At 63.3% G+C, this 17,994-nt stretch carries 17 protein-coding genes; 8 read left to right on the plus strand and 9 right to left on the minus strand.

The window, feature by feature from the left end; translation table 11 throughout:
• Nucleotides 1-4 precede the first annotated feature (4 nt).
• On the plus strand, nt 5-352 hold the full coding sequence (erpA, locus tag QFZ88_RS02985; RefSeq protein WP_024926341.1) for an iron-sulfur cluster insertion protein ErpA: 348 nt from the start codon (nt 5-7) through the stop codon (nt 350-352).
• A 1-nt stretch (nt 353) separates the two neighbouring features.
• Complete coding sequence (locus QFZ88_RS02990) at nt 354-737, plus strand: VOC family protein (RefSeq protein ID WP_024926340.1); 384 nt, start codon at nt 354-356, stop codon at nt 735-737.
• On the opposite strand, the gene QFZ88_RS02995 is transcribed toward QFZ88_RS02990, so the two are convergent.
• Both QFZ88_RS02995 and QFZ88_RS03000 read right to left on the minus strand, forming a co-directional pair.
• Complete coding sequence (locus QFZ88_RS02995) at nt 734-1,036, minus strand: type II toxin-antitoxin system RelE/ParE family toxin (protein ID WP_024926339.1); 303 nt, start codon at nt 1,034-1,036, stop codon at nt 734-736. The two genes, QFZ88_RS02990 and QFZ88_RS02995, sit on opposite strands and share 4 nt — an antisense overlap.
• On the minus strand, nt 1,036-1,314 hold the full coding sequence (locus tag QFZ88_RS03000) for a type II toxin-antitoxin system ParD family antitoxin (RefSeq protein ID WP_024926338.1): 279 nt from the start codon (nt 1,312-1,314) through the stop codon (nt 1,036-1,038). Before QFZ88_RS03000 ends, QFZ88_RS02995 begins: the two co-directional genes overlap by 1 nt.
• Before the next feature lie 146 nt (nt 1,315-1,460).
• Here QFZ88_RS03000 and QFZ88_RS03005 point away from each other — a divergent pair, with 146 nt between their 5' ends.
• Both QFZ88_RS03005 and QFZ88_RS03010 read left to right on the plus strand, forming a co-directional pair.
• Nucleotides 1,461-2,444: a DMT family transporter gene (locus tag QFZ88_RS03005; protein ID WP_024926337.1), complete on the plus strand. Its 984-nt coding sequence runs from the start codon at nt 1,461-1,463 to the stop codon at nt 2,442-2,444.
• Between the two features lie 103 nt (nt 2,445-2,547).
• Nucleotides 2,548-3,504 (plus strand): hypothetical protein, encoded by a 957-nt coding sequence (locus QFZ88_RS03010; RefSeq protein WP_024926336.1) that lies wholly within the window; start codon nt 2,548-2,550, stop codon nt 3,502-3,504.
• A gap of 119 nt (nt 3,505-3,623) precedes the next feature.
• On the opposite strand, the gene QFZ88_RS03015 is transcribed toward QFZ88_RS03010, so the two are convergent.
• Nucleotides 3,624-5,108, minus strand: a complete 1,485-nt coding sequence (locus QFZ88_RS03015; RefSeq protein ID WP_065998062.1) for a nucleobase:cation symporter-2 family protein — start codon at nt 5,106-5,108, stop codon at nt 3,624-3,626.
• Nucleotides 5,109-5,236: 128 nt separating this feature from the next.
• Here QFZ88_RS03015 and xth point away from each other — a divergent pair, with 128 nt between their 5' ends.
• On the plus strand, nt 5,237-6,031 hold the full coding sequence (gene xth, locus QFZ88_RS03020) for an exodeoxyribonuclease III (RefSeq protein ID WP_024926334.1): 795 nt from the start codon (nt 5,237-5,239) through the stop codon (nt 6,029-6,031).
• A 70-nt stretch (nt 6,032-6,101) separates the two neighbouring features.
• Here xth and QFZ88_RS03025 read toward each other — a convergent pair whose 3' ends face one another.
• The 4 genes from QFZ88_RS03025 to QFZ88_RS03040 all read right to left on the minus strand — a co-directional run bounded on the left by QFZ88_RS03025 (nt 6,102) and on the right by QFZ88_RS03040 (nt 11,822).
• Nucleotides 6,102-6,935 (minus strand): tetratricopeptide repeat protein, encoded by an 834-nt coding sequence (locus QFZ88_RS03025; protein WP_024926333.1) that lies wholly within the window; start codon nt 6,933-6,935, stop codon nt 6,102-6,104.
• Entirely contained in the window at nt 6,922-7,101 is a 180-nt protein-coding gene (locus QFZ88_RS03030; RefSeq protein WP_024926332.1) for a hypothetical protein, read from the minus strand. Before QFZ88_RS03030 ends, QFZ88_RS03025 begins: the two co-directional genes overlap by 14 nt.
• Before the next feature lie 306 nt (nt 7,102-7,407).
• Nucleotides 7,408-8,619: an outer membrane protein transport protein gene (locus QFZ88_RS03035; protein WP_024926331.1), complete on the minus strand. Its 1,212-nt coding sequence runs from the start codon at nt 8,617-8,619 to the stop codon at nt 7,408-7,410.
• Nucleotides 8,620-9,038: 419 nt separating this feature from the next.
• On the minus strand, nt 9,039-11,822 hold the full coding sequence (locus QFZ88_RS03040; protein WP_024926330.1) for a valine--tRNA ligase: 2,784 nt from the start codon (nt 11,820-11,822) through the stop codon (nt 9,039-9,041).
• Between the two features lie 238 nt (nt 11,823-12,060).
• On the opposite strand from QFZ88_RS03040, the gene QFZ88_RS03045 reads away from it, so the two are divergent.
• Nucleotides 12,061-12,696, plus strand: coding sequence for a bleomycin resistance protein (locus QFZ88_RS03045; RefSeq protein ID WP_024926329.1), 636 nt, complete (start codon nt 12,061-12,063; stop codon nt 12,694-12,696).
• Here the strand turns inward: QFZ88_RS03045 and QFZ88_RS03050 are convergent.
• On the minus strand, nt 12,650-14,197 hold the full coding sequence (locus QFZ88_RS03050) for a bifunctional ADP-dependent NAD(P)H-hydrate dehydratase/NAD(P)H-hydrate epimerase (protein ID WP_024926328.1): 1,548 nt from the start codon (nt 14,195-14,197) through the stop codon (nt 12,650-12,652). The two genes, QFZ88_RS03045 and QFZ88_RS03050, sit on opposite strands and share 47 nt — an antisense overlap.
• 356 nt (nt 14,198-14,553) lie before the next feature.
• Between QFZ88_RS03050 and QFZ88_RS03055 the strand changes: the two genes are divergently transcribed.
• Both QFZ88_RS03055 and glnA read left to right on the plus strand, forming a co-directional pair.
• The gene (locus tag QFZ88_RS03055) at nt 14,554-14,892 is read left to right on the plus strand and encodes a P-II family nitrogen regulator (protein ID WP_024926327.1); all 339 of its coding nucleotides are present in this window, start codon (nt 14,554-14,556) and stop codon (nt 14,890-14,892) included.
• Between the two features lie 51 nt (nt 14,893-14,943).
• Nucleotides 14,944-16,353, plus strand: a complete 1,410-nt coding sequence (glnA, locus tag QFZ88_RS03060; RefSeq protein ID WP_024926326.1) for a type I glutamate--ammonia ligase — start codon at nt 14,944-14,946, stop codon at nt 16,351-16,353.
• Between the two features lie 220 nt (nt 16,354-16,573).
• Here the strand turns inward: glnA and QFZ88_RS03065 are convergent, their stop codons facing one another.
• Nucleotides 16,574-17,968 (minus strand): APC family permease, encoded by a 1,395-nt coding sequence (locus tag QFZ88_RS03065; RefSeq protein ID WP_024926325.1) that lies wholly within the window; start codon nt 17,966-17,968, stop codon nt 16,574-16,576.
• Nucleotides 17,969-17,994: the final 26 nt, after the last annotated feature.

Consider the following 17,994-nt stretch of genomic DNA (forward strand, 5'->3'; position numbering starts at 1 on the left):
GCCCATGGGTGCCGACGCCAAGACCGCCATGAAGGTCGAAATGACAGAATCCGCCGCCAAGCGGATTTCGAAGATCGTCGGCAACGAACCCGGCAAGACGGCTTTGCGCGTTTCGGTGGAAGGCGGCGGCTGCTCCGGCTTCTCCTACAAATTCGACCTTGTCGACGCCCGCAACGATGACGACGTCGCCATCGAGCGCGACGGCGCCACGGTTTTGATCGACGACATCTCGCTGATCTACATGGGCGGTTCGGTGATCGATTTCGTCGACGATCTGATGGGCCAGTCCTTCCAGATCAGGAACCCCAACGCCGTCGCCTCCTGCGGCTGCGGAACCAGCTTCTCCGTCTAACATGCCCTCAGTCGGCGCGGTCCGTCAGGTCGCGCTGTCGGCCGGGCGCAATCTCGATGCCACATTGGCCTTCTGGCACGACGTGCTCGGTCTGCCGCTGCATTCGCGCTTCGATCCGCCGGGCATGGCCTTCATCATGGCAGGCGAGGTGCGGCTTTATTTCGCCGACGGCGTGCCGGCCGGCACCGTCTATCTCGACATCACCGACATCGACACCTTCCATGCCGAGGCCAAGGCCGCCGGCGTGCCGTTCACCGCGGCGCCGGCAATGGTGCATCACGACGTCAACGGCCTGTTCGGCCCAGCCGGCCAAAGCGAGTGGATGGCGTTCCTGAAAGACCCGGCCGGCAACACGATCGGCCTGGTCGAGCGGAAAGTGAGCTAACCGCCAATCGCCGCGTCCAGATCGCGCCCACCGTACAGAAACCGGTAGAAGATCACCGTATCGCCACTGATGCCGAAGGCGATTGAAATGCGCCGCTCAAAACCGACGATCCGCAAGCCTGGAAAAAGATCGTCCCGTTTTGCGCCCCGCTCCGGGAAATCCATAAACGTCAGGCAGAATTTTTCGATCCGATCAAGATATGCGATGGCGCGAGACGCACCATTTTGCCCGGAAATATAGAAATATAGCGCTTCGAGATCGTCTCGTGCCTCGGGCGCGAAGACGATCCGGTAGGGCATCAATTACCCTTGCGGGATGCGGTGTGCAAAGCCCGGAGGCCGCCAAAAACGTCTTCCGCCGAAAGACCGCGGTCGGGATTCGCCTGCATCGCCGCAGCGACCGGCACGACTTCTTCCAGCAGCCAACGTTCCACGGCGGCGTCGCGCTCCCGCAAGGCTCGCAAGCCCGCCCGCATCACTTCACTCGCCGAGGCGTATGCTCCAGACTGAACCAGTTCATCAATGTAATCCGCCTGCTCTCGCGGGAGACTGAAGGTCCGTTTCTCGGTGGCCGCCATCAAATACGCTCTCCATTGCCTTGCGGTATGATACCTTCATACCGGCGATGCGCAAGTGTGGACCAACACTTCGACCGGCATCGAAACATTGCATCGCGATGGCGCGCTAGAGAACGGTAACACGCCATCAGGACCGCGCGACCGTCATGCCCGCAAAAACTCTTCCCGTCACCGAACTCGCCCTGCTCGTCCTCCTGTCGACGCTGTGGGGGGCCTCCTACACCTTCATCAAGATCGGCGTGGAGACCATCCCGCCGGTGACGTTCATTGCCGCGCGCACATTGATCGCCGGGCTGATCCTGCTTGTCGTGTTGCGCTGGCGCGGCGTGAGGCTGCCGACGGATGCCGCGATGTGGGGCAGATTCGTGGCCCAGGCGGTGCTGAGCAGCGCGATCCCGTTCACGCTGATCGCCTGGGCCGAGCGCTCCATCGACGCGGGCCTTGCCGTCATCCTCAATTCGATGACGCCGATCTTCGCCTTCCTGCTGACGGCACTCATCACCAGGCATGAACAGGTGACGATGCGCAAGCTGTTCGGCGTCGTCGCCGGGCTTGCCGGCACCTGCCTGATCATCGGCATGGAGGCGCTGAACGGGCTCGGCGCGCAGTTGTGGGCCCAGCTTGCCGTGGTCGCGGCGACCATCTGCTATGGCGCGGCCGCCATTACCGGCAAAGGCTTCAAGGGCGTGGACCCGATGGTGCCGGCGGCCGGCTCCCTCATCGCCGGCACGGTGCTGCTGATTCCGGTCAGCCTTGCGGTCGACCATCCCTGGGCGCTGGCGCCATCGACACATTCCATGCTGGCGCTGCTCGGCCTGTCCGTGTTCTCGACCGCGCTCGCCTTCGCCATCTATTTCCGACTGCTGCAGACGCTGGGTTCGGTCGGCGCCACGGCGCAAGCCTACCTCAGGGTGCCGATCGGCATCGCCATCGGCGTCGTCTTCCTGGGCGAGACGGTGACGAGCACGGCCGGCATCGGGCTGGTCGCGGTCATCGCCGGCGTGGTCGCGATGACGCTGCCAGCGCGCAAGAAGGCAGTGGCCGACGCGACAATGGCGATCGTCCCATCGCCAGCCACACCGCGTTCCATTCCCGAATTCGATGGCGCGGAACGCGGCAAAGACGGTTGACCGTAGATAAGCACCTTCATATGTTGCACCGCACAAGGGTCGGGGACAACAACTCGTAGGGTGAGGCGGGCCGCAGGGTCGCCTTTCACCGGGAGACGTCCCTATGAACACGGCATCGACCGACCTGGAAATCGCCGCGCGCAGCGGCAGCACGCTCAAGCGGATCAGGGCGCGCATCCCGACCTACCTTGCCGATGTCCGCGAAAACCCCGCATGGCTGCCGATGTTCATGCTGGCCCGCACCATGCCCGGACGCCGTTTGCATTGGCTGGGCGCCCGCCCCTTCTCCGCCAACAACCGGCCGGCATCCTCGATCTTCGCAGGCGTGGACGCACAGGAGGCAACGGCACGGCTGCGGGCCGACGGCATCCAGACCGGCATCGACCTTCCGGCCGATATCCACGAGGGGATTGCCGCCTTCGCCCGCAAGACGCCGTGTTTCGGCAATTTCGACCGTCGCTTGTCGTTCCAACCGCTCGAGCACGACCAGGCCGAACAGCACTTCAAGCGACCGCTGCTCAGCGGCCACTATTTCGAGACGATTCTCGAATGCCCGGAAGTGCGCACGGTGCAGGCCGATCCGCTGCTGCACGAAATCGCCGCGCGCTACCTCGGCAACCAGGCGAAGCTGATCACGACACGCGTCTGGTGGAGCTTTCCGACCCGCTCGGCTTCCGAGCGCGACAAGAGCCTGGCCTCGCTCGACAAGTTCCATTTCGACCTGGACGACTGGCGGATGCTGAAGTTCTTCTTCCACCTGCAGCCTGTCGACGCCGACACCGGCCCGCATGTCTATGTGCGCGGCAGCCACAAGCGCCGGGTGTTGCGCCACCAGCTGACGCTTCTCGTCGGCCATTCTGCGGAGGACGTGCTCGATATCTACGGGCGCGAAAGCCCGCTGACGCTTACCGGCCCGGCCGGCAGCGGTTTCGTGGAAGACCCGTTCGGTTTTCACATGGGAACGGTGCCGAAAACCACGCCGCGATTGATGATGGAAGTCGGCTTCGGCGTGTCCAAGCCGTCAAGCCGGCGCTTCCACGGCGAGCCGATCGTGCGGTGACAAGGGTTTCGATAACCGCTTTTATCCAGACCGCCATCGGCGGCAGACATCGCGCAAACCCGTCGTCCGAAAAAGGCCGCCCTGATCGGGCGGCCTTCGCATCGAGATGACGGGATAAATCACGCCTCCGATGTCATCGCAGCTTCGCGGATCTCGTTTTCATCCACCTGCGCGCCGTTGAAGAAGGCGTTGAGCATGACCGCCGAGACGGTGGCCAGCAGGATGCCGGACTCGACCAGCGGGTGGATGACATGCGGCAGCCACATCTTGAAGTCCGGCGCCACCAGCGGGATCATGCCCAGCCCCACCGAGACCGCGACGACGAACATGTTGTTGCGCTGGCCCTTGAAGTCGACATTGGACAGGATGCGGATGCCGGTGGCCGCCACCATGCCGAACATGACCAGGCCGGCACCGCCGAGCACGACGGTCGGCAGCGCCTCGACCAGCGCGCCCATCTTGGGGATCAGGCCGAAGACGATGAGGATGATGCCGCCGGCGACGCAGACGAAGCGGCTCTTGATGCCCGTCACCCCGACCAGTCCGACATTTTGCGAGAAGGATGTGTAGGGGAAGGTGTTGAAGATGCCGCCAATGACGGTGCCCAGCCCGTCCGTGCGCAGGCCCGCGGAGAGCCCCGCCGGCGTCATGCGGCGGCCGGTGAGATCGCTCAGCGCCAGGAACATGCCCGTCGATTCGATCAGTGTCACGATCATGACCAATGTCATGGTGATGATCAGGATCGGATCGAAGATCGGCGTGCCGAAATGGAACGGCGTGATGATGGCGAACCATTCGGCGTTGGCGACCTTGTCGAAATGCATCATGCCGAGCGCCGCGGTCAGCACGCCGCCGATGATGATGCCGAGCAGCACGGCGATGTTGGCGAGGAAGCCCTTGCCAAACTTGGCGATCAACAGGATGGAAGCCAGCACCACCACGGAAACGGCGATGTTGGTGAGCGGCGCGTAGGCGGCGTTGTCCAGCGTCGGCGCCAGCGCCAGATTGGCGGGAATGGCCGGAACGGTGGAGCCGGCCGTTTGCGCCATTTCCGTTACCGCCTTGAGCCAAGCCGCATGTTCGGGCGCCACCAGGCGCGGCGCGGTCGGCCCCACCGGAACGCCGAAAATCCAGTTGATGCCGACGCGCATCAGCGAGGCGCCGATCACCACGATGATGGTGCCTGTCACCACCGGCGGAAAGAAACGCAGCATGCGGCTGGCAAAAGGCGCAAGCACCATGCCGATGATGCCGGAACCGATGATGGCGCCGAACAGAAGCCGCGCGCCATCCGGACCCGGATTGGCGCTGGCGATCGCCGTCATCGGCCCGACGGCGGCGAAGGTCACCCCCATCATCACCGGCATCTTGATGCCGAACCACTGCGTGGCGCCGAGCGACTGGATGATGGTGGCGATGCCGCAGACGAAGAGATCGGCCGAGATCAGAAAGGCGACCTGATGCGGGTCGAGCTTCAGCGCCCGCCCGACGATGAGCGGGACGGCGATGGCGCCGGCATACATGACAAGGACGTGCTGGATGCCGAGCGCGGCAAGACGTGGCGCCGGCAGCACCTCGTCCACGGGATGCGTGGTTGATGACATGACGGTGTTCCCATTATTGTGCCGGCCGTTCCCTGACCGGGTTCCCTTCCTGCGAAGGATGTTGCAGGATCGAATCGGAATGCGGATTGCGCCATCCTTGATTTGCTTGAAATAGTCGCGAGATTTTCATGAAAATCGTTACCTGGAACATCAACGGCGTCCGCGCCCGTATTGATAATCTCGTGCACTGGCTGGGCGAGAGCCAGCCCGACATTGTGTGCCTGCAGGAAATCAAGACGGTCGACGAGCAGTTCCCGCGCGCCGAGGTCGAGGCGCTCGGCTACCATGTCGAGACGCACGGCCAGAAAGGCTTTAACGGCGTCGCCATCCTGTCGAAGCTGCGCTTCGACGAGGTCAATCGCGGCCTGCCTGGCGACGATGCCGACGAGCAATCGCGTTTCATCGAAGGCGTGTTCTCGACCGACAAAGGCGTGTTGCGCGTCGTCTCGCTCTACCTGCCGAACGGTAACCCGATCAGCGACCCGGTCAAATTCCCCTACAAGCTGTCCTGGATGGCGCGGCTTGAACGCTGGGCGACGGAGCGACTGGTGCTGGAGGAAGCGCTGGTACTGGCCGGTGACTACAACGTCATTCCCGAGCCGGTCGACGCGAGAACTCCGGAAGCATGGCTCGGCGACGCGCTGTTCCAGCCACAAACCCGCCAGTCATTCCGGCGCCTGAAAAACCTCGGCTTCACCGAGGCGGTGCGCTCCGTCACCGACGCATCGGAAACTTATACCTTCTGGGATTACCAGGCCGGCGCCTGGCAGAAAAACAACGGCATCCGCATCGATCATCTATTGTTGTCGCCGGAGGCGGCGAACCGCTTCGCCTCGGCCTCGATCGAAAAACACGTGCGGGCCTGGGAAAAGCCGTCCGATCACGTGCCGGTGGCGGTGGAATTGACGCTGGCGGCTGCATGAAGGCCGTCGACGCCTGCGGAATTTTCGACTGAGATTGAGCAAAGCGGCCCGAAGAGGCAGCTGTGTGCGCCTATTGCTGCTCGGCGCCGGTAACGCCTTTGGCCAGCATATCGTCGGCCAATGAGATGGCGGTGCGGCGGTCGGCCTCGCCGGACACCGCGAAAGCCTCTTCCTGCATGGAGCGGATCCAAGGCTGATCGGCCGGCGTCGCGCGCGCCAGTGCCGCCGTCATCATGGCCAGCCCGCGCACCGCCTTTCCGCTCTGGAACAAGAGGTTGCCGAGTGTTGCTTGCGCGCCCGCATGGCCCTTTTCGGCGGCAAGCTGCAACCAGCGTCCGGCCTGCTTGACACTCACCTTGACGCCGCCATCGCCCTTCAGGAACATCTTGCCCATCTCGTACTGGGCGTTCGGATTGCGATAATTGGCGGCGGCGCGCATGAAATATTCCTGCGCGACGACCGGATCGGCCCCCACCGGACTGCCGGGGATGCCCTGCTTCAGATAATCGCCAAGCGCCACCAGCGCGTCGGAGACGTAGCTTTCCTCGGGCGAACCCGGCTCGACATCCTGTTCGGCGATTTCCGAAAAGAACTTGAAGGCGGCGTAGTCGTCCTGCGCCACGCCGTCGCCTTCGGCATACATGCGCGCCAGCTTCCAGGTCGCGCCGATCTGGCCGTTCTCGGCGGCGTATTTATAGGCTTCGACCGCCTGCTCCTTGTGACCGTTCTTGTAGGCGGAAAAGCCGAACTGGAAGACTTCCCAAGGGCTGGATTTCGGCTTTACGCCGCTCTTGTCGTCGAAAACCTTGTCGTCGAAGGCAAAAGCCGAGCCGGCGGCGCTGAGGGTCGCAACCGCGACCATCACCGTGAACACCGACGACCTTGCCAACTCAACAACCCGCATGGCAGTGCATTTCTTCGACATCGCCGACGCGGACGATGGAAACTTTGCTAGAATTCAGCACATGATGGCACGCATTTCCGGCCAAACTGCGGTCGGTCTCGGGCGACGACATGGCGTTCGCACCGCGCTCCGGCAGACTGGCAATGGAAAACTCGTCAGCGTGCATTTCTGTTCCTGCCGCGGATCTGCGGCCCATTCCCTCGCCTGACCGTCATCGGTCTTGCCGGGTACCCCATCGAGGTGCTCCGGGTTTATGGCGGGAAATGGGCATCGCCGCGTCCCGGTCTTCTTAGCCGATGGCTTGTTTCGAAACTGTTGCCGAAACGTCACAATAATGGATGCCGCAGCTAATGTTGCATTTACGGCACGCATCGGAGGGCGGTCAGCCGACCTCGAGAATTCGACTGTAACGAACCCCGGACAACAAAAAAGCCGGGCATAGAGCCCGGCTTTGTTGATTAGAATGAAGGGCTTACCACTTCAGGCTATAACCTGCATTGAAGGCAATCGCATAGCCGGCCTTGACACCCTGGTTGGTGCCTGGGGCGTAGTTGGTTTCCTCGCCGGCGCCGAGATAGCTGAAGCCGACACCGCCGCGGAACTCGCCACCGATGCCGTCCTTGGCGGAACCGCCCACAGCCACCGTATAGGTGTCGCCGGTGATGTCCCAGCCGGTGCCGACGCCCTGATCCCAGGTCAGGCTGGCGAAACCGGAAACCTTGTCGTTAAAGGCATGGCCGACACCGCCGGTTACGGTCCAGCCATCCTTCCAGAAATACTTGTCCTGGCTGATGGTGAAGCCCGCCGACTTCGAGCGAACGTCGAGGGTCGTCAGCTGGCTCCAGTCGGTCCACTTGACGCTGCCGAAAGCCAGCCAGCCGGGCGCAATACCGCTCTGCAACTTGAACTCGACGCTTTGCGGCAGGGCGCCAACGCCGATCGCGGGGACATCAACGGGCGTATTCTTGCCCAGCGGCGAAGCTGCAATGATCCTTGCGAACTGAGCCTGCAGCGGTGTTCCTGCGGTCGCAGCGAACAAAACGCCGGCAGGCGCATTCAGATTGCCGTCGGCACCGTATTTCGTGCCCGAGCGATACATCAGCTGCGCGCGCAGGGCGATGTCCGGGATTTCGTAGGCAGCGCCGATCCGGAAGCCATATTTCTGACCGTCGAGATTAAGGGTAGCGTTGCCCATGCCGAGCGCCGCGTAGGAATTCACGCGGTTGTATTCAAACTTTTCCATGAAGCCGCCGCCGAGCAGCCAGAACTTGCCCTGGCCGGCATCGAAGCCGAGGCCGCAGGTCAGCGCGGATTCATAGGTTGTGAATTCTTCGGAAATCTTGCCGCTCAGCGTCGGCGACGCGTATCTCGCATTGCCGCCATTGTTGTTCACCAGCGTGCCGGCGCAGCGCAGATTGTCGGTCAGGTTGAACTTCGCCGCGAAGGACGGGATAATATAATCTTCGGCGTAGTTGGTGCCAATCAGCCTCGGATTGCCGTTCTTGTTGAACTTACGCGTCGGGCTCACATAGGTGACGCTCGAGCGCATGTTGAAATTGCCCGGCTCGAAGATGATGTCGGTATCGGCCGAGCCGCGCGAGAAGCCGCCGGCCTGAGCCCCGCCCATCATCGCCACCGAAATGCACCCTGCCCCCAGGAGCGCCTTGAAACGCAAATTGATCATGAAATCCTCTCCCCGGAAATTCGTACACCAAGCTAGAACCAATTCGCATTAATGGCGCAATAACGATTTTTCCGGCCGTACTAGTACAATCGAGCTGGTGGCGCGCGAATACAGTCGGCTGCATTGGCGAGGACACCGAAAAGCCACCATTTTTAGAGGCAGGCGAAGCAAAACCGCGCGGAAATTGGCAGGAAACGCCCGAAAAAGCCTCATTTTGGCAGGTCAAACGCCCCATTGTTACATTATGGCAACAATGGGGCCCAAAACATTCCGTTTACGTCAATTGTGACGTTGCGGAATGCCGAAACCGTACCTACTCACGCAGTTTCCGCGGCACTTCCGCAACGTCAGAATCAACGATCCCGGCGCTCTTGCGAAGCACCGGGATCGAGGTTGTTTTGGCTCGATTGTTGTTCGGGTCAGCCGGCGTCGCGCACGCGCTCCAGCGCCACCGACAGCCGTGTCTGCTGCTCGTTGTATTCGGCGAGTTTCTCGCGCTCGGCCTCGACCACGTCTTCCGGCGCGTTGGCGACGAACTTCTCGTTCGACAGCTTCTTGTGCAGGCGCGCGATTTCCTCGGTCACCTTGGCCAGTTCCTTCTGCAGGCGCGCGGCCTCGGCCTTGAGGTCGATGAGGCTGCCGAGCGGCAGGCATACGGTCGCTTCGCCGAGCACGATCTGCGCCGAGCCCTTGGGTGCGGTCTCGCCATGGGAGATGTCGCCGACACGCGCCAGGCGCTTGATCGCCGCCTCGTGGCGAACCAGGCGTTCGCGCGTCGTCGCGTTGGCGCCGATCACCACCAGCGGCGCGATCGCGGCCGGCGGCACGTTCATTTCCGAGCGCACGGAGCGAATGCCGGAAACGAGATCGACCAGCCAGTTGATATCGGCGGCGGCCTCGACATCCTCGAAATCAGGCGCCGGCCAGGCGGCATGGCACAGCAACGATTGCCGCTCCTGCCCTTCGCCCACGGTCTGCGCCCAAAGCTCCTCGGTCATGAACGGCATCATCGGATGCAGGAGCTTGTAGATTTCGTCCAGCACAAAGGCGACGCAGGCGCGGCTTTCGGCTTTGGCGGCCTCGTCCTCGCCCATGAAGACCGGCTTCAACAGTTCGAGATACCAATCGCAGAACAGGTTCCAGACGAAGCGGTAGGCCGCGCCCGCCGCCTCGTTGAAGCGATAGGAGGCGATGGCGTCGGTGATCTCGCGCGCCGCGCGGGTCAATTCCGTCAATATCCAGCGGTTGACCGCGAGCTTGGCGTCGTTGAGCCAGAACGTATCGTCGCGGGCGACGCCGTTCATCTCGGCGAAGCGCGTGGCGTTCCACAGCTTGGTACCGAAATTGCGGTAGCCGGCGATGCGGGCGGGGTCGAGCTTCACGTCGCGCCCTTGCGCGGCCATGATCGCCAGCGTGAAGCGCAGCGCGTCGGCGCCATATTCGTCGATCAGTTCGAGCGGGTCGATGACGTTGCCCTTCGACTTCGACATCTTCTGCCCGTTTTTGTCGCGGACAAGCGCATGGACATAGACCGTGTGGAACGGCTCCTCGTCCATGAAATGCAGGCCCATCATCATCATGCGGGCGACCCAGAAGAAGATGATGTCGAAGCCGGTGACCAGAACGTCGGTCTGGTAATAGGTCTTCAGTTCCGGCGTCTTGTCCGGCCAGCCGAGCGTCGAGAACGGCCACAGCGCCGACGAGAACCAGGTGTCCAGCACGTCCTCGTCGCGGGTCAGGATCTCGCCGGGCTGGAAGTTTTCCAGCTTCTCCTCGACCCAGGCCTTCCACGGCCCTTCAAGGGCGAGATAGTGCTGGATCGCCGATTCAAGCGCTTCTTCTTCGGTCTTTTCGACGAAGACCTGCCCATCCGGGCCATACCAGGCCGGAATCTGGTGGCCCCACCACAGCTGGCGCGAAATACACCAGGGCTGGATGTTCTCCATCCAGTCGAAATAGGTCTTTTCCCAGTTCTTCGGCACGAAATTGGTGCGGCCCTCGCGCACCGAAGCCATTGCCGGCTTGGCCATTTCGTGTGCGTTGACGTACCACTGGTCGGTCAGGAACGGCTCGATCGGCACGCCGCCACGGTCGCCGTGCGGCACGGTGTGGCGGTGCGGCTCGATCTTGTCGAGGAAACCGCCCTCTTCCATCAATTCGACGATGCGCTTGCGGGCCGCGAAACGGTCCTGCCCGTGCAACTCGCTCCACACGGCCTGGCGCTCCGGCGTCGCCTCGAGCCCGGCCAGGAAATCCTCGTTGTCGTTGAGGTTTATCGCCGCCTCGACGGTGAGGATGTTGATCGCCGGCAGCTTGTGGCGCTTGCCGACCTCGAAGTCGTTGAAGTCGTGCGCGGGCGTGATCTTGACCGCGCCGGTGCCCTTCTCCGGATCGGAATATTCGTCGGCGACAATCGGAATGCGGCGGCCGACCAGCGGCAGGATGACGTTCTTGCCGATGAGGTCCCTGTAGCGCTCGTCTTCCGGGTGCACGGCGACGCCGGTGTCGCCCAGCATCGTCTCGGGGCGGGTCGTGGCCACGGTGATGAAGGTCTTGGGGTTCTCCGGATCGTAGGTCTCGCCTTCGACCGGATAGCGGAAATGCCAGAGATTGCCGTTGACCTCGTGCTGCTCGACCTCAAGGTCGGAGATCGCGGTCAGCAGCTTCGGGTCCCAGTTCACAAGGCGCTTGTCCTTGTAGATCAGGCCCTGCTTGTAGAGCGTGACAAAGACTTCGAGCACGGCCTTGGACAGGCCCTCGTCCATGGTGAAGCGCTCGCGCGACCAGTCGGCCGAGGCGCCGAGCCGCTTCAGCTGGTTGAAGATGGCGCCGCCGGATTCGGCCTTCCACTCCCAGATCTTGTCGACGAACTGTTCGCGGGTGAGATCGCGGCGATGCACCTGCTTTTCCATCAGCCGGCGCTCGACCACCATCTGCGTGGCGATGCCGGCATGGTCCATGCCCGGCTGCCACAAGACGTTCTTGCCGCGCATGCGCTCGAAGCGGATGAGAATATCCTGCAGCGTGTTGTTGAGCGCGTGGCCCATGTGCAGCGAGCCGGTGACATTGGGCGGCGGGATGACGATGGTGAAGGGTTCCGCACCTTCCTCCGCGCCGGCTCCGGCGCGGAAAGCGTCCGCCTCCTCCCAAATCCTGGCGATCTTCGGCTCGACGCTTTGGGCGTCATAGGTTTTTTCAAGCATGGGAAAGGCGTCCGGGCTGTCGGGATTTGCTGGTGACGGTAAATCGGAAGGTTTTGGCCAAGTCAACCGTGGCGAAAGGCCATCACCCGACAGATAGGCGCGGCAACCGGGTGGACAATACCCGCAAGCCTTGCCTCCTCCCACGGCGTCGCCTACCATCCCTTCGCTGCTGTAGGGCGCACCGGCCTTGGCCGAAGGGGCATTGCCCGCCTACGCCACATCAACCCACGATGCGCCCATGTCCCGGCTCGATCATTTCCGCAAGCAAGCCAAGCTGCACCTCAAATGGCATCGCGAACGGTACTATCCGGTCGCGGCGACGATCGCGTGGGTTCTGCCACGCTTCCGGCATCTCGATGACCGGCAGGTTCTCGATGCCGAGTTCAAGCTTGCCGATGCCCAGGAACTGGTGGCCCGCAAGGCCGGCTTCGACAGCTGGCAGGCGCTGACGAAAGGTCTCGACACCATGACAGAAGCAGATGAAAGCCGCGCTGCGGCACCCGTTCTCGCCCACGCCGAACCGCAGCTTTTCGTGACCAATATGGCAGCGGCGCTCGCCTTCTATGCTGAGAAGCTCGGCTTTCCCGATAACTTCGCCTATGGCGAACCGCCCTTCTACGCGCAGGTACAACGCGACGGCGCGCGCCTCAATCTGCGCCATGTCGATGCGTTGCCCCTCGACCGGATCGCGCGCGAACGGGAGGAGCTCCTGTCGGCGACAATTGCGGTGACCGCGATCAAGCCGCTGTTTCTCGAATATCAGGCAGCTGGCGTCGACTTCCACCAGCCACTGAGAACCGAGCCATGGGGTGCACGCACGTTCATCGTCAGGGACCCGGACGGCAATCTGATCTGCTTTGCGGCGGAAGGCTGAACAGGTCTCGCAGCATCGGCGGCAGTGCGCCGGGAAGGTCCTCCGCGATCAGCCCCGGCCCGAAGCGGCTGCCCGCCTCGGCGTGCAGCCAGACGCCGGCACAGGCCGCCTCGAAAGCCGGCATGCCTTGCGCGATCAAGCCGGCGACGATGCCGGCCAGGACATCGCCCGAACCGGCGGTCGCCAGCCAGGGCGCGCCATTGGCGTTGATGGCGGCGCGGCCATCGAATGACGCAATCACCGTATCCGCGCCCTTATAGATGACCACGGCATGCGCGGCAGCGGCGGCCGCACGTGCCTTGCCGAGCTTCGACAAGCTGTCGTCCTCGGCAATCGCCGGGAAAAGCCGGGCGAATTCGCCTTCATGCGGCGTCAGCACCAGCGCCGGCGCGCCCGGCCGCGCGGCAGCCGCAAACAGCTGTCCAGGTTCGTCGCGGAAGGAGGTGATGCCATCGGCGTCCAGCACCAGCCCTTCCACGCCGGAGCCCGCGCCGCTGCCTGACGCCAGCACCGCCAGCGTAAACGCCCGCGCCCTGTCGCCGACCCCGAAGCCGGGACCAAGCACGAAGGCAGACGGCCTTCGGTCGGCGAGAAACCCGTGAAGGTCGGCAAGCTCGTCCACCTGCCGCAGCATGATGGCGGTGAGATGAGCGGCATTCGCCTGCATGGCATCGCCCGGTGACAGCACCGTCACCGCCCCTGCCCCGCTGCGCGCCGCAGCCAGCGCCGACAGCCGCGCCGCGCCCGTTGAACTCGCACCGCCGGAAAAGACACCGACATGGCCGCGCCTGTATTTGTGCGTATCGACCGCTGGCGACGGAAACGATCGCCGCCACAAGGCTGGCCGGTTCTCGAAGGTCTTGACCGCGAGCGCCTCGACGACCGCCGGCGCGATGCCGATGTCGGCGACGATCAGTTCGCCGCACAGGTCGCGGCCGGGCAAAAGCAGATGACCCGGCTTGCGCCGCGCGAAGGTGATGGTGACGGTCGCCGCAAACGCACAGCCCAGCACCGCGCCGCTGTCGCCCGATATGCCGGACGGCAGGTCGACCGCTACGACCGGCAGGCCTTTGGCCGCGACGAGCGCGACCGCGCGCGCCGCATCGCTCGCAAGCGGCTTCGACAGGCCGGCGCCATAAAGCGTGTCGACCACCACATCCCCCGGCCCGGCCTCAAACTCCGCGAGTGGCTTCGTCGGCACCGGACAGTCATCGGCCGCAAGCGCGGCATCGCTGCCGGTACGAGGAGGACCGGACGCCCACAGCGAAACGGCGACACCGCTTTCTTGCAGGATCTTCGCCACGACATAGCCGTCGCCGCCATTGTTGCCGGGTCCGGCCAGGACATGAACGCGCCGGGCACCCGGGAAACGCGCCAGCACGACTGTCGCAACCGCCCAGCCGGCATTGCGCATCAGTCCGATGCCGTCGAAAGGCCCGGCGGCGATGGCCAGGCGATCGGCCTCGGCCATTTCGGCGGGCGTGAGCAATTCAAGCGTCATAGGCGGCATCCCGGCAGGCGTGTGGGCGGACATTCGAACAGTTTGCCGTGCGAGGCAAATGGGCGTTTGCGTCGAACACCTCCTCGCCCGGGAAGGACGAGCAGTGTGGCGAGCCCGCGAAATGCGCATGTTGCACAAAATTCAGGCACATCTCGAAAACCCTGCGCGCACATCTCCTGGGCAACGGGCTTCCGACCGCTGCCGCGCCGGCACCGCAAAACCGTGCCTGTCACGAAGCTGGCATGAAAATTCGCGACAAAACCGTCACGCGGTTCAAACTGGCACGCTTCATGCTTGAAGGATGCGCGAGCGGGACTGACAACCCGTTTTTCCGGCAGTGGAGGCCCATATCCGAAATGAAAAAGATCGAAGCGATCATCAAGCCGTTCAAACTGGATGAAGTGAAAGAAGCACTTCAGGAAGCCGGCTTGCAGGGCATCACCGTCACCGAGGCCAAGGGTTTCGGCCGTCAGAAGGGCCATACCGAGCTCTATCGCGGCGCCGAATATGTCGTCGACTTCCTGCCCAAGGTGAAGATCGAGGTTGTGCTCGGCGACGAGTCCGTCGAGGCGGCCATCGAGGCGATCCGCAAGGCCGCCCAGACCGGCCGCATCGGCGACGGCAAGATCTTCGTCTCCAACATCGAGGAAGTCGTACGCATCCGCACCGGCGAGACCGGTCCGGACGCGATCTGACGACCAGCCCGCCTTTTCAAGTTTCAACGTCATCACATAGGAAAGCATGACATGACGACAGCCAAGGACATTCTCAAGCAGATCAAGGACAACGACGTGAAGTTCGTCGATCTGCGCTTCACCGACCCCAAGGGCAAGCTGCAGCACGTGACCATGGACATCGCCGAGGTCGACGAGGACATGTTCGCCGACGGCGTCATGTTCGACGGCTCCTCGATCGCCGGCTGGAAGGCGATCAATGAGTCCGACATGGTGCTGATGCCCGACATGGACACGGTTCACATGGACCCGTTCTTCGCGCAGTCGACCATGGTCATCCTGTGCGACATCCTCGATCCGGTCTCCGGCGAAGCCTATAACCGCGACCCGCGCGGCACCGCCAAGAAGGCCGAGGCCTACATGAAGGCCGAAGGTATCGGCGACACCATCTTCGTCGGCCCGGAAGCCGAATTCTTCGTCTTCGACGACGTCAAGTACAAGGCCGATCCCTACAACACCGGCTTCAAGCTGGACTCCTCGGAACTGCCGTCCAACGACGACACCGACTACGAGACCGGCAACCTCGGCCACCGTCCGCGCGTCAAGGGCGGCTACTTCCCGGTTCCGCCGATCGATTCCGCGCAGGACATGCGCTCGGAAATGCTGACCGTGCTCACCGACATGGGCGTGCGCGTCGAGAAGCATCACCATGAGGTGGCCGCAGCCCAGCACGAACTCGGCATCAAGTTCGACACGCTGGTCCGCAACGCCGACAAGATGCTGATCTACAAGTATGTCGTGCATCAGGTCGCCAACGCCTATGGCAAGACCTCGACCTTCATGCCGAAGCCGATCTTCGGCGACAACGGCTCGGGCATGCACGTCCACATGTCGATCTGGAAGAACGGCAAGCCGACCTTCGCTGGCAACGAATATGCCGGCCTGTCGGAAAACTGCCTGTACTTCATCGGCGGCGTCATCAAGCACGCCAAGGCCGTCAACGCCTTCACCAACCCGCTCACCAACTCCTACAAGCGTCTGGTGCCGGGCTACGAGGCGCCGGTGCTGCTCGCCTACTCGGCGCGCAACCGTTCGGCTTCCTGCCGCATCCCGTTCGGCAACTCGCCGAAGGCCAAGCGCGTCGAGGTCCGCTTCCCCGATCCGGGCGCGAACCCCTATCTCGGCTTCGCGGCGCTGCTGATGGCCGGCCTCGACGGCATCAAGAACAAGATCCACCCCGGCCAGCCGATGGACAAGGATCTGTACGACCTGCCGCCGAAGGAACTGAAGAAGATCCCGACCGTCTGCGGCTCGCTGCGCGAAGCCCTGCAGAGCCTCGACAAGGATCGCGGCTTCCTGAAGGCCGGCGGCGTGTTCGACGACGACCAGATCGACTCGTTCATCGAGCTGAAGATGGCTGAGGTGATGCGCTTTGAAATGACCCCGCATCCGGTCGAATACGACATGTACTATTCGATCTAAGCGGTTCGCATCGCTGGATAAAAGAAACCCCGGTCGCAAGACCGGGGTTTTTCTTTGCCTGTGATGAGCCTTCGGGTTCCTTCCGGCCAAGCAGGAAAGTGCCCAAGCCTCGCGAGGCTCGGCGACAGCCCCGGTTGGGCGGACCCGCCTTGCGCAAGCGTCAAAAAAACCCCGGCCTCGCGGCCGGGGTCTCTGTCGGGTCGGTCGAAGGAGGGAGGACCTACCCGGCAATCTCCTCGGGCGCATGCATGGTCCAGTCGGCGCGCCGTGCCAGAAACAGCACGTAGTAGACCGCCGCCACCGCCATGATCGCCAGTGTAGCCATCAGGCTCGGCCGCCCGAAGGAAGCGTCGAGCAGGTTCTGGTAGGCGACATAGACCAGCGCCAGGAAGGCCAGGACGGCCGGCACCGGGAAGAACGGCATGCGATAATGGCCATTGGCGGTGGCGCCGTTGCGCCGCCCCGCGATCGCGCCGAGGCAGAGTAGCGCATAGATCACGACAAGCGAAGTGCCGGAGACCACCAGAAGCAGGTTGATGTCGATGAAGCAGGCCGCGGCGGCCAGCACCGCGACGACGATGGTGGCGATCCACGGCGACGCGTAGGTGCCGTGCACGGAAGCAACCGCATTGTTGATCGGCCCGAACCAGGTCTTGTCGCGGCCCGACGAGAACAGCAGCCGCGCCGCCTGCAGCACGATGGCGATGACCGCGTTGAAGATGGCAACCGCGATCGCCAGGCTGACCAGCACGGTGAGTGTGTGGCCGCCGCGCGCCTCGAGGAAATATTCGATCTTCTGCGGCGCGGCCAGGAGGCCGACCAGGTCCGGCGAACCGAGCAGGACGGCGGTCAGCGGAATCAGTTCCGCCGCCACGGTGATGAGCAGCGCCCACACCACCACCTTGCCGATGCTGCGCTTGGCGTCCTGCGTCTCCTCGCCGAAATAGGCGGCGGCGCCATAGCCGTTGTAGGCGAAGATGGCGACGGCGGTGGCCGCCATGATGAGGCCCGCCGAGGCCGGCACCAGCGCGTTGGTGGTGTCGAGGATTTGCGGCGCCGTGAACAGGCTGGAAAGCGGCCGCTCGACATGGATGAAGCCCAGCACCGTCAGGATGACCAGCGCCAGCATTTCGATGCCGAGGAAAATGCCGGTGACGAAGGCGTTGAGCTTGATGCGCAACGCCGCCACCACGCCGGCCAGGATGATGGTGGCCACGCCGACCCATTGCGCGTTGAGATTGGGCATGAGCACGCCGAGATAGGTGCCGACGCCGAGCGCCACCACGGCGATGATCAGCACGATGGAGACGAAGACGAGGACGAGTGTGACAAAGCCCCAGAAGCGGCCGAGCGTGCGGCCGATCATGGTGTATTCGCCGCCGGCCGTCGGATAGGCTGACGACAATTCCGCATAGACGAAGGCCATGAACAGCCCGATGACGCCGGCCAGCACGAAGGACAGGAACGATCCCGTACCGGCCAGAGCGATGACGCCCGGCACGATGATGAAGACCGAGGATGCCGGCGTCACCGCCGACAGCACGATCATCAGCGTGCCCAGTGCATTGAGCGCGCGATCAAGACCGCCGCTCGAGTTTGGTACTTCCGATGGCATCAAGCCCTCCCATTGTTTTTATGCAA

It is taken from the genome of Mesorhizobium sp. YL-MeA3-2017, from assembly GCF_030814575.1.
GTDB lineage: Bacteria > Pseudomonadota > Alphaproteobacteria > Rhizobiales > Rhizobiaceae > Mesorhizobium > Mesorhizobium terrae.